At 36.2% G+C, this 12,691-nt stretch carries 10 protein-coding genes; 5 read left to right on the forward strand and 5 right to left on the reverse strand.

The genetic code is table 11. The annotated features are described in order from the left end of the window. The first annotated feature begins 26 nt into the window (after nucleotides 1-26). Nucleotides 27-383, forward strand: a complete 357-nt coding sequence (locus B5D12_RS00085) for a thioesterase family protein (RefSeq protein WP_078754911.1) — start codon at nucleotides 27-29, stop codon at nucleotides 381-383. A gap of 451 nt (nucleotides 384-834) precedes the next feature. On the opposite strand, the gene B5D12_RS00090 is transcribed toward B5D12_RS00085, so the two are convergent. The 3 genes from B5D12_RS00090 to B5D12_RS00100 all read right to left on the reverse strand — a co-directional run bounded on the left by B5D12_RS00090 (nucleotide 835) and on the right by B5D12_RS00100 (nucleotide 3,278). Continuing rightward, a complete protein-coding gene (locus tag B5D12_RS00090) occupies nucleotides 835-1,509 on the reverse strand; it encodes an amino acid ABC transporter ATP-binding protein (protein WP_078754912.1) in 675 nt (224 codons plus the stop codon). A gap of 3 nt (nucleotides 1,510-1,512) precedes the next feature. Further along, complete coding sequence (locus B5D12_RS00095; RefSeq protein ID WP_078754913.1) at nucleotides 1,513-2,142, reverse strand: amino acid ABC transporter permease; 630 nt, start codon at nucleotides 2,140-2,142, stop codon at nucleotides 1,513-1,515. Nucleotides 2,143-2,489: 347 nt separating this feature from the next. Continuing rightward, the gene (locus B5D12_RS00100) at nucleotides 2,490-3,278 is read right to left on the reverse strand and encodes an amino acid ABC transporter substrate-binding protein (protein ID WP_200802965.1); all 789 of its coding nucleotides are present in this window, start codon (nucleotides 3,276-3,278) and stop codon (nucleotides 2,490-2,492) included. A 419-nt stretch (nucleotides 3,279-3,697) separates the two neighbouring features. Here B5D12_RS00100 and serC point away from each other — a divergent pair, with 419 nt between their 5' ends. From serC to B5D12_RS00115, 3 genes are read left to right on the forward strand one after another with little or no spacing between them, the layout of a single operon-like run. Continuing rightward, a complete protein-coding gene (serC, locus tag B5D12_RS00105) occupies nucleotides 3,698-4,780 on the forward strand; it encodes a 3-phosphoserine/phosphohydroxythreonine transaminase (RefSeq protein ID WP_078754914.1) in 1,083 nt (360 codons plus the stop codon). Beyond that, a complete protein-coding gene (locus B5D12_RS00110; RefSeq protein ID WP_234982872.1) occupies nucleotides 4,743-5,960 on the forward strand; it encodes a 3-phosphoglycerate dehydrogenase family protein in 1,218 nt (405 codons plus the stop codon). Before serC ends, B5D12_RS00110 begins: the two co-directional genes overlap by 38 nt. Continuing rightward, nucleotides 5,953-7,116 carry a DUF1015 domain-containing protein gene (locus tag B5D12_RS00115; RefSeq protein WP_159443807.1) on the forward strand — a complete coding sequence of 388 codons (1,164 nt, stop codon included), beginning with the start codon at nucleotides 5,953-5,955 and terminating at the stop codon, nucleotides 7,114-7,116. Before B5D12_RS00110 ends, B5D12_RS00115 begins: the two co-directional genes overlap by 8 nt. A gap of 369 nt (nucleotides 7,117-7,485) precedes the next feature. On the opposite strand, the gene B5D12_RS00120 is transcribed toward B5D12_RS00115, so the two are convergent. Both B5D12_RS00120 and B5D12_RS00125 read right to left on the reverse strand, forming a co-directional pair. Beyond that, complete coding sequence (locus tag B5D12_RS00120) at nucleotides 7,486-8,421, reverse strand: 2-keto-3-deoxygluconate permease (RefSeq protein WP_078754917.1); 936 nt, start codon at nucleotides 8,419-8,421, stop codon at nucleotides 7,486-7,488. A gap of 10 nt (nucleotides 8,422-8,431) precedes the next feature. Continuing rightward, nucleotides 8,432-9,616 (reverse strand): amidohydrolase, encoded by a 1,185-nt coding sequence (locus B5D12_RS00125; RefSeq protein WP_078754918.1) that lies wholly within the window; start codon nucleotides 9,614-9,616, stop codon nucleotides 8,432-8,434. 173 nt (nucleotides 9,617-9,789) lie between these two features. Between B5D12_RS00125 and B5D12_RS00130 the strand changes: the two genes are divergently transcribed. Then, entirely contained in the window at nucleotides 9,790-12,660 is a 2,871-nt protein-coding gene (locus tag B5D12_RS00130) for a DEAD/DEAH box helicase (RefSeq protein ID WP_078754919.1), read from the forward strand. Nucleotides 12,661-12,691 lie beyond the last annotated feature (31 nt).

The following is a 12,691-nucleotide window of genomic DNA, read 5'->3' on the forward strand; positions in this document are numbered from 1 at the left end:
AATTGAATCGATTGGAGTGAATTAAAATGACACTTGAAAGATATTATTCAGTACTTGAGAAACATTCTGCCCACAATTTAGGTTCAGGCGGCCTGAATGTTTTAAGTACCCCGATGTTAGTGGCCTATTTAGAAAATATCAGTTATTTACATTGCCAAGAATTATTATTCGAAGACATGACGACTGTTGGTTCGCATATTGCCGTTGACCACCTTGCCCCTACCGTGATTGGAGATGAGGTTAGAATCACCATTACGGCTGTCAAAAAAACAAATCGTCGCTTTGAATTTGAACTGGAAGCTTTTGATTCAAAAAAGCAAATTGCCCGTGCAACGCATACGCGGGTCATTGTAAATAAAAATAAATTTATGGAGCGTCTGTAAATTAGTCCGGTCGAGGCTGGGCAAAAACTTTTTAAATTCTGTTCAGGCATATCTATTTAATTCAAAGCGCAGTGGTTGAGTGGCCTCAACCTTCGTCTTTCGACTTGTTTGAGACCTACTCAACTGTGCGGGGGTAGGCCTACGAAGCGAAAATTATTCAATTTTCTACTTCTGGCCAACTCCCCGCTTTTAACTATTAAATGAATAAGTCATCACTTTTAAATTATCCAGTCACTAAATCATGATGTTCAAATTAATATATTTAGCCCCTTACAAAAATTGAGTAACACTAAACAATCCCTTTTCAGACTTGTTTGATACTTACTCAATGGTAACAGGGAGGCATCATTATGGGGAGCTTTCAATAAACAATCTTTAACTTACTCAATGTAACAGAGGAGGCATACGAGCGACTCCTAATTTTTTCTATGTTAACTTTATGATAATCGCCTTAATTCGATTGGATAAATTCTTTATTAGTAATAATTTGTGCGTTTTCTTGCACTAACTCTACGAGTGTCATATCATGGGTCACGATTAACACCATAACACCTTCTCGTCGCAGTTCTTCAATGAGTTTCGAAAATTCTAGAGTATTCGCTGGATCTAAAGCCGAAGTCGGTTCATCAAAACATAATAATTGGGGGCGCATCATCATCGCGCGAATAATCGCTACTCGTTGTTTTTGTCCTCCCGATAAAGTTGAGGGATAAACATCGCACTTATCCGCTAAACCAAAGCGCTCTAGCCAGCTAATCGCTGCTGCTGTTAACTCTTTTTGGGGTGCTAACTTATTCACTCTGGGTGCAAATAATAAGTTTTCTAAGACGGTCATTTGTGGAAACAATTGGTAATCTTGAAATACTAACCCAATCGCCCGTTGATAATTTTTTTGTTCGGTTTTACTAGATTCACCATTTTCAGAAATTAAATCATAACCTGCTAACTCTATCGTGCCCTGATCCGCTGTTTCCAAAGCATTTAACATACGTAAGATGGTCGTTTTTCCACTCCCCGACTCGCCTACTAATAAAGTCAGGTCTCCCGGTTGCATCATTAAATTAAAATTTTGACAGATCAATTGGGTGCCAAAACTTTTACTTAAATTTTTTACAATTAATGTCATAGCTTACACCCCCATTTTCTTTTCGATTTGTTTTAAAATAACAGTCGTCACGCCGGTAAAGATTAAATAGATAAGCCCCACATAAACATATGGTAATAAGGATGCTTGTTGATTGGACAAAGCTTTACCGACTTTTAATAATTCTTCTAAACCTAAAACATAGATTAAAGAAGTATCTTTAATTAAAGTGATAACCTCATTTCCAATTGATGGCATCACGATGCGCCATACTTGCGGCAAAATGATTTTACGCCATCCAGCTAGTGGCGAAATCGAAAGAACTTTAATCGACTCAAATTGACCGATAGGCACTGTTTGAATGCCGCCGCGAAAGATTTCAATAAAATAAGCAGTATAATTTAAGACTAGCGTTAAAACGGCTGACTCAAAACGATCCAACACCAAACCTATTAAGGGAAGTCCAAAAAAGACAAACATCATTTGCAGTAATAAAGGTGTCCCTCTAAAAACATAAATATAGACTTGCATGAGTGCTTGTAACCACTTTGGTAAATAACGATTCAGCACCGCTAATAATAATCCTAAAGGTAAACTTAATACTAAAGTAATTACAAAAAATTGTAACGTCACACTAAAGCCTCGTCCTAGTGGCTCTAACCATTCTATCCCCATCTTAATTTCTCCTAGTCTTAAATTTTATATACTATTGACAATCATTGAAAACTGCAATCTAGTCTCCCTTGGGAAAGCAACTCTTCTCTTTTAATAATGAACGCTGTAGTCCAGCTAACCGTGCGAAAGTTCTTCCCCCGCGCTTCTCATTGATTATAATTGAACGTTGCAGTTCAGCCAACCAGTACTAATAATCATTCATTCGGCATCAACGAAACACCGAAAAAAGCTAGTTTAATCACCATATCTTTATCAAACCTATCTAGTCACTAAGCTAATCGTAATGTTCAAGATCGTGATTATATTGATACCGTTTTGGATAATGACTATTTGTTCAATGAACCTGATTATTCTTTAATCTCTACAAACCATTTAGCTTTAATTTCATCAAATGTTCCCTCTTCGGTTACTGATTTTAAAGCTGCATTGAATTCTTCTACAAATTCACTATCCGATTTTCTAAAACCAACGGCGTATTCTTCTTCACCGAAATTGTCTTCTAAAATACGGTAGCTATCGGCATTGTCTTTTTGGCTTAAATAATAAGTAGCGAGTGTTTCGTCAACGACAATCGCATCTGCTCGGCCATTGTCTAAATCAGCGAAAACTTCTACAAAAGTCGCATAGGTAATCGGTGTTGCACCATCGATGGTTTTGGTAAAGGCTTCATCTGCTAAAATTGCTTCTAAGGCGGAAGATTCTGCTTGAGTTGCGACCACTTTATCAGCTAAATCCGCTTTCGAATCAATACCATTATCAGCTTTAACAATAATGACTTGACGATTATCCATATAAGCATCAGAGAATGCAACTACTTTTTCACGTTCATCAGTAATTGTATAGCCATTCCAAATCATATCGATATTGCCGGTATTTAATTCGGTTTCTTTGGTACTCCAGTCAATCGGTTGAAATTCAAATTCCACACCCATTTTGTCAAAAACGACGCTTGCTAAATCAACATCAAAACCAACGATATTGCCTTTTTCATCTTTAAAGCCAAAGGGCGCAAAGGTATCATCAAAACCGACAACTACTTTATCTCCTTTATTAATCACGGGTTCTGCCGCCATTACAACGGGAGATGCAACCATTAAACCTAAAACCGCTACTAACATTTTTTTGATCTTTTTCATAATATATGCTCCTTTTTTCAAATTGATTGCGACAGTCGACTATCCTAAAAAAATACGCCCTCTACCCGAATATGGGTAAAGGACGTCTTAACGTGGTTCCACCTTTATTTATAATAAGCTCACACTTATTACCTCAATGAGAATACTTCTCGCGCTATAATGTTGCGACCATACATTTTATTACTGGCTGTGTCTTCATTCGTTCATCTATTTGCTCGCACCAACCGCAAACTCTCTTGAAAATATCCCGAATCTCTTTGTCCAAAAATGTTTTTATTAATTAATATGAGTTTATAATAAAATAAACATTCTATTTTGTCAACTATTTTAATCAATTTCTCATTTAAATAATAGTTTCCATTGAATTAACTGTTAGTTTACGTTATGATTATACAAAACATTATAAAGGAGTCGTCAGGATGAGAAAAACATTTAACTTTTCTGCTGGACCAGCGATGTTACCTGAAGAGGTATTGCAACAAGCGTCCCAAGAATTATTAGATTATCGAGGCAGTGGCCAATCGGTAATGGAGATGAGTCATCGCTCTTCCGTTTATAATGATATTTTTCAAGAAACAAAAACTAACTTAAAAAAATTAGTCAATATTCCAGATAATTATGAAATTATTTTTACACCTGGAGGAGCCAGTGCATTGTTTGGCATGATTGCTCAAAATTTAATGCCCAAAAAATCAGCCGACTATATCATAACCGGCAATTTTTCAAAGAAAGCTGCACAAGAAGCGAAAAAATTTGGTTATATCAATATTGTTGCTAGTTCTGAAGATAAAAATTTCACTTACATACCAGACGTTTCAAAAATTCAATTTAATGAAACAGCTGATTATGTCCACATTTGTGAAAACAATACCATTTTCGGTACTAAATTTAAACAATTACCTAACACTAACGGCATTCCATTAATTGCTGATATGTCTTCTTGTTATTTATCAGAACCGATTGATGTCACTCAATACGGCATGATATACGGTGGCGTACAAAAGAATATTGGACCTGCTGGCGTTGGATTATCCATTATTAATAAAGATATCATTCCAATTGAAATCAGTGACAATGTACCGACCATGAACCGATTCGATACTTATATTGACAATGATTCAATGTATAATACGCCACCAACTTATACGATTTATATGTGCGGACTTGTTTTTAAATGGTTGTTAGATCAAGGCGGTTTAAGCGCAATTCAACAGAAAAATATTAAAAAGGCACAATTATTATATGATTATATTGACCAGAGTGCATTATTTAGTAATCCGGTTAATAAGAACGATCGTTCATTAATGAATGTTCCGTTTGTGACTGGTGATCCACAGCTGGACAAAAAATTTATTAAAGAAGCGAGCGATCATCATTTAGTGAATTTAGCCGGTCACCGTTTAGTGGGTGGAATGCGCGCTAGTATTTATAATGCGATGCCTTTCGCAGGTGTTCAAGCATTAGTTGATTTTATGGAAAAATTTGAAAGAGAGAACCGATAGTATGTTTGATTATTATTTATTTAATCCCATTGGACAAAAAGGTCTGAACTTATTCGAAGAAGAATATCAAGAAACCACAGACTTAACAAAAGCAAAAGTAGCACTTATTCGTAGTGCTAATATTCATGATTTAGACTTTCCTGAAAAATTAGTGGCCATTGCGAGAGCCGGTGCTGGGGTCAATAATATCCCTTTAGATGAATGTACTAAAAAAGGGATTGTCGTCTTTAATACGCCCGGAGCGAATGCAAATAGTGTGAAAGAATTAGTACTCGGAGGCATGATTATCGCCTCTCGTAATGTATTGTCAAGTGTAGATTGGGTAAAAGCGTCAAAAGATGAAGCCGACATTGCCAAACTTGCTGAACAAACCAAAAAAGCTTTTACTGGCAATGAACTAGCTGGCAAAACACTTGGCGTCATCGGTTTAGGTTCTATCGGGGTTTTAGTAGCAAATGCTGCCTTAGCATTAGGGATGAGAGTCTTAGGCTACGATCCCTTTCTTTCAGTAAAATCCGCTTGGAACCTTTCACACGAAGTTGAACACATTTCAAATATTGAGGATATTTATATTCAATCGGACTATATTACCTTGCATTTACCTTTAGTCGATGCTACTGAAAAAATGATTGATGCAAGAGTGGTACAATTATTTAAAAAGGGTGTCGTATTATTAAATTATGCCCGCGATACCTTAATTGATGAAGAAGCCTTATGTCCTGCTTTAGAATCAGGGCATATTGCTAAATACGTTACTGATTTTCCTAATCCGACTTCTGCTAGTTTACCTAATACCATCATTACGCCACATATCGGCGCTACCACGACCGAATCGGAAGATAATTGTGCGAAAATGGCCGTTAGCCAATTAAGACAGTATGTTGAACATGGTAATATCGTTAATTCAGTGAATTTTCCTAATTGTTCACTCGGTCCGATTGGCGCTTATACGCGTTTATGTATTCTCCATGAGAACAAGCCTAATATGATTGGTCGTTTAACGACCTGGCTAGGCAATCGTGATATTAATATTGTGAATTTTATGAATCAAAGTAAAGATGGCTATGCCTATTCGATAATGGATATCGATGGTAATTCGATTGAACATTTTAAAGAAGACTTAGCCAATGGCGATGGTGTTTGTCGCATTCGTATTATTAAAGGAGGAGAACATGGTTAATATTTCACCCTTAAGTTTACACTTAGCACAACCTGAATTTGCTCAGCAATTGGCTTCCCTACCCTATGATGTCTTTAATGAACAAGAAGCGCGGTCCTATGTCCAACAGCATCCTTTAGCCTTTATTGGTATTGATCGACCGGAAACCTTCTTTGCTGAAGGGACTTCGCCTTATGATGCGAAAGTGTATCAAAAAGCTCATGATGAATTACAACAACGTGAATTGGCGTATTATCCTCTGCAACCAGCGCAATATTATTTATACCAATTAAAAACTAATACGCACCAACAAACCGGAATCATCGCTGGCTTTACGGCTGAAGATTATCAACATAATTTGATCAAAAAACACGAGTTAACACGTAAAGAAAAAGAAGACGATCGCGTACGCCATATCGAAAAACTAGGCGCCCAAACCGGTCCCATCTTTTTAGTTCATAAACGCAATCCCGGATTGAAAGCCGTCGTTGAAGAAATTCAAAAAACCACTCAGCCGATCATCGAGTTTAAAAGTGAAGAAGACGTCTATCAAACCATCACCATCGTTCCGCACGAATTTGAAGAGGCAATTAGCCAATATTTTGCTGAGATGCCCGCCATCTATATTGCCGACGGACATCATCGAACAGCTGCAGCCGTGAGAGCCAGCGCAACAGTCGGCAATGGCAAAGTAATGAGCGTCATTTTCCCTGAAGAAGAAATGGCGATTCTACCTTATCACCGAGTCATTAGTGATATATCGCCTTACAATCCAGAAGCACTCGTTGAAAAATTGAACCAAGAATTTAATTTGGTGTCTGTTGATGAACCTTTTCAACCGACTGAAAAAGGTACGGTGGGTTTATGGTTAAATCAACAATGGTATCAACTAGCATTAAAAACACAAGATCCACAAGCTTTAGACGCTACTTTATTGAGCCAACAAATTTTGGAGCCCATTCTTAACATTCAAGATATTAGGACCGATGAACGGATTGATTTTGTCGGTGGGAATCGTGCATTGCAAGAGTTAGAACAATACCCGCTTGCCTTTGCAATGCATCCTACTTCTATACAAGAACTCTTTAAGGTCGCTGATGAAGCAGGTATTATGCCCCCAAAAAGTACTTGGTTTGAACCTAAATTATATAGTGGCCTCTTTTACTTTAGAGGATAAAAGATTCCTCAACAAGACGTATAAAAGACACCGCCTGATAACGTTTCAGACGGTGTCTTTGTTTGTGAATCTTAAGTTCAATTGGGAATTCATTGTTATTTTAGCCGAATCTTCATTCACAAATTCAGTCTCAAATTTAGACAAAATAGACACAGATTGTGATAATAATGACGATCAGGCGAAAAAACTTCTGAAAACAACAACAGTCAAAACTCAGCAAAAAGCGTCTATAATTTAGAGAAAGCCGATAAATTATTCAAGCTCATTTCGCCATGTTTTGCTTAAAATTGGGACAGTGTGTGCAATTATGCCAAGCATAAAAACGACTGATTTTAACAAAAGAAAGTTGAATTTATAAAATTGTTTAACTTAAAACCCTTTAGTTGTTTGCTTATCTAACCAATTAATTAACATCGGTGAAATGATAGCCGTCCCGATCACGCCTAATGTCACCACCGCTGCCGCTTCCCCGCTATAGGGAATTAATTCAGGATTATTTTCAATCATCATCAGTGGCACACTCGCTGATAATCCGGCCATCGTTGAAATGGCGATACTCGAAATTCCTTTGCGCTTCAATACGGTTCTTTCAACTACAAACACTGGCAATACCGCTAACAGATAATATAAAATAACCATCAAGATACCAGGCAGTCCTGCTTTAGTGGCATCTAGCAAATTGATTTTAGCGCCAACAGACCACCCTAATAAAATAATAATGAGTCCCATGCCACTCGTTAAGAAAGCCCCTAACTCTTTATCTAAATTACCAATGGCGATGCCGATAATCAAAGGGATTACAATCGAAACCAACGACATATAATCTAATGGTGTTGGACTGATTAAACCATAAATAAACATAGGAACAATCGGGGTTGAAACAGCAGCTAAAAGCCCAAAGGCATTTTGATCAACTTCATCACCATAATCTTGAGACAATGCCAAAAAAAGTGAAGGGTTCATCGACGTAATGGCCACAATAAAGGCAATCGCACTTAAACCTAAGACACCATCAAGACCAAATAATTTAACAAACAAAATACCGGCTATTGTATTAAACAGAAGCCTTGCACTTAAAATAATGCCGTATCGCTTAAACACTTGGACGATAGAAGATAAATTCAAACTACAGCCCGATAACATCACAATCGACCCTAAAATAAAGTTTAAACCTTGACCTGAGAATAACGCTTCAGTCGGTCCGCCGATTAAAAATAATTTAGGAAAAAAAGTCCCAATTATTGATGAAATCAGCATTGGAATCAACAAGGTGCCGCCAGGAAATTTCTTCATTAACTTTAACATATGATACCTCTTACTGTTCTAAGCCTAAATAATTTAAAGTCGCAGCTCCCATTGCTTTAGCTGCAATTAACATCGAACCTTCTTCAATATCAAATTTAGGATGATGATGTGGATAGACTTCGCCTTTAGGACTCGCTCCAATATAAAAGAAACAACTAGGTCGCTCGATTGAATAATAAGCAAAGTCTTCTGATGGGTTTTGTTGACCACCATCTAATATTTCATTAACCTCTTGAATCTCAGCTTTTTGAATCGCTGCTACAACTTGTTTAGTTAACTGCGGATCATTCATCAAGACTGGATAATCATTTTGATAGTCAAGCTCGATTTCACAATGATACACTTTTGCTAGACCATCACATAAGCGTTGGATTTCTTGTTCAATCAGTTGACGATTCTCATCAGACATACAACGCACATCGCCTTCAAGTGTCACTGAATCTTTAATAATATTAAATTGACCTTTTCCATCAAAAGAACCAATTGAAATGGATGCCGCATCGAAAGGATTAATACGACGTGACACGATCGATTGTAAAGTCACTACTAATTGACTGGCAATTAAAATCGCATCATTGGCTTCATGTGGTGAGGAACCATGACCGCCAGTACCTTGAACTTTAATAATAAATTTTGCGCGAGCTTGTTGAGTTGGCCCTTCATGATAATAAATATTACCAAACTGCATTTTACTCATCACATGACAACCCAATACATTATCCACACCTTCTAAAATACCGTCGTTAATCATTTGAATCGCGCCACCCGGCGGCATTTCTTCTGCGGGTTGATGAATAATAATAATTTTTCCGGTTAGTTCTGATTTCATTTCTATTAAAGTATCAGCCAAACTTAACATATAAGCGGTATGAGCATCATGACCGCAAGCATGCATCACCCCAGGATTTTTAGAAGCAAACGGTAAACCAGTCGCTTCTTCAATCGGCAAGGCATCAAAATCCGCTCTTAAGGCTAAAGTTTTGCCGGGTTTACCTGAATCAATCGTTACCTTAACCCCATAGCCACCAATATTGCGCTCAACTTGGCAATCTTTTCCTTCATAGAACTTCGCAATATACTCGCTAGTTTCTTTCTCTTCAAAAGATAATTCTGGATGTTCATGTAACCAGCGACGATCTTGAATCATCTGTTCTTCTTTTTCTTCTAATAGTGTAAATAATTTATCTTTTAACATATTGCACCGCCTTCTTAAAGTTTCTATATCCTTATATTATCACAATATTTTAAGCGATTGTTGTAAGACTCCTTGGCGGAAAACTGTTATTGATGCAACGTTTTATTTGCTGCAAGTAAGTGTAATAAATTGTATAATGAATTTATATCTATGTGAATTGGGATGGTGCTTGTATGACGAATGATCAAAATTTATTTACTCAAGAACTGAGTTCTTCAATCCATTATGGATTTATTGACGCTAATCATTTTACTTCTGGAATCTATTCACCAAAATTAATTCTCAACAAACCTGAGATTGGTCAATATGTCTTAACAGACATCCAAGAAGAATTGGACAAATGCTTATCTTTTGCTTTTTCAGTCGCTTTTATTTCCAAAGCTGGAATAGCAATGTTAAAATCACAACTCGCAGATTTAGCTGATAAAAATATTAAAGGGAAATTATTAATCTCTCCTTATTTAGGTTTTAATGACCCTAATGCGATGCGTGAATTACTTAAACTTAAAAATGTACAGGTGCGAATAACTAAAGAAAGCAAAAATATGCATGCAAAATGTTATATTTTTAATCATGGTTTAGAACAAGTGGCGATGGTCGGAAGTAGTAATCTTACGCATACAGCTATGAAAATCAATTACGAATGGAATATCAAATTAACTTCTTCTGAAAATGGCGACTTACTCTATCAAACCCAACAAGAGTTCAACCAACTATGGGATGATTCTGTAGAATTAAATGAAGCGGTAATTGAACAATATAGTCAATTTAGAAACCAAGTTTTCACAACAAAACGCCCCGATCTTATCGAAGAAGAATTAGCGCCGTTTAAAACAGACATCACTCCTAATGCCATGCAAAATGCTGCCCTTCAAGGTTTGCGAAAAGTACGAATGGGCGGTGCAAAACGTGCTTTAGTGATTAGCGCGACCGGAACCGGAAAAACATATTTATCCGCTTTTGATGTCAAGCAATTTCAACCAGACCGCTTTTTATTTGTCGTTCATCGTGAACAAATATTGCAAAAAGCTTTAAAAGATTATCAAAAAGTTTTAGCTTTTGAGGATAATGATGCTACTATCTATCGTTCTGGTGATACATTGGGGTCTCATCGCTTTGTTTTCGCTACTATCCAAACGCTATCAAGAGATGAAAATCTTAATCGTTTTGCTAGCAATACCTTTGACTATATATTGATTGATGAAGTTCATAAAGCTGGTGCGCCAACCTATCAAAAAATAATAAATCACTTTGAACCTGATTTTTTACTAGGCATGACAGCCACACCTGAAAGAACAGATGAATTTAATATTTATGAATTATTTGATTATAATATTGCTTATGAAATAAGACTTCAAGAAGCTTTAGCTGAAAATATGTTATGTCCATTTATGTATTATGGTGTTAAAGATATTTATGTCGATGGTGAGTTAATCAATGATAAAACCAATACGAATATTCTTATTAGTGACCAACGTGTTGAACATATTTTGGACAAAATAAATTACTACTCTATTGCAGGTGTCGCGACAAAAGGTCTAATCTTCTGTTCAAATAAATTTGAAGCGCATGAACTTTCGAATAAATTAAACCTTAAGGGAAAGCGGACCATCGCCTTAACCGGTGAAAATACACAAGAAGAACGACAAGCAGCAGTCGAAAAATTGGAACAGGGTGTTTATGAATATATTTTAACGGTGGATATTTTTAATGAAGGGATCGATATTCCGAGCGTCAATCAAGTGGTAATGCTTCGCAACACTCAATCGAGTATTATTTTCGTACAACAATTAGGACGAGGTTTAAGAAAATATCCTGAGAAAGAATTTGTCACGGTGATAGACTTTATTGGGAACTATTCAAATAACTTTCTGATCCCAATTGCTTTATTCGGTGATCAATCAATGAATAAAGACAATTATCAACGTAAACTGATTAATCGTAATCAAGTAAGTGGGATTACTACCATTAATTTTGAAGAAGTTGCTAAAGAACAAGTCTTTAACTCAATTCAAAAAACTAACTTATCCAAACTCGGTATACTAAGAGAAAAATATATTGAAATGAAGCAAAAATTAGGACGCATTCCTAGACTAAATGATTTTATCTATTATGATTCTATTGACCCAATTGTCTTTTTTGAACGATTCAAGCATTTTGTAGAAGCAATTAATAAATTTGAAAAAGAGGATATTATCTCATTAACAGCCAATGAAGATAATTTTTTATGTTTTTTAAGTTTAGAATTGGCTAATGGAAAACGGAAAGATGAGTTGCTGTTAATTAAGAGTCTAATGGACCACCAGCAAGTAACTTTCGAACAGTTTGCTGATTTATTAGCTGAACATGGCATAGAATGGAATTCAAAAAGAAAAAAATCAATCGAACGTATTTTAACACTTCAGTTTTATAAATCGAATAAAAGTGCTAAATATGGCCATCCTATTATTGAAGTGCACCCGACCGGCTACCAATTGACCGAGAGAATAACCCAAGTAATAAGTAATATGGATGTGCTTCAACAAGTTCAAGATATTATTGATACAGGTTTAATGAGAAATGACCGATACTTACCAGGTGAATTAAAAATTGGCGAAAAATACTCTAGAGCTGATGTTTGCCGACTCCTTTATTGGGACTCCGATGATTCATCCACCATGTATGGCTATTTAGCAAAGCATCAAACTTGCCCGATTTTTGTCACCTATCATAAAGACGAAATCACTAACAAAACAACACTTTACCACGATGCTTTTATCAATGAACAAAAGTTTCACTGGTATACCAGAGCAGATAGAACACTACGTTCACCCGAAGTCCAAAAAATAATTGAAAGTCAACAACGTCAAATCGCTTTGCACTTATTTGTAAAAAAAGAAGATGCTGAAGGCTCAGACTTCTATTATTTAGGACCCGTGCAATATGAAAAAGGGTCTGCCCAAGAAACTAAAATGCCTCTAACTAATAAATCAGTGGTCACCATGACTTTAAACTTAGATCAAAAAGTGAGTTATGCACTCTATCGATATCTCATTCATAAATAAAAATAACAGTAAGTGAATCTGAATTATTTGT

Origin of the sequence: Globicatella sulfidifaciens DSM 15739, assembly GCF_900167405.1 — a bacterium.
In the GTDB taxonomy this organism is placed as follows: domain Bacteria; phylum Bacillota; class Bacilli; order Lactobacillales; family Aerococcaceae; genus Globicatella; species Globicatella sulfidifaciens.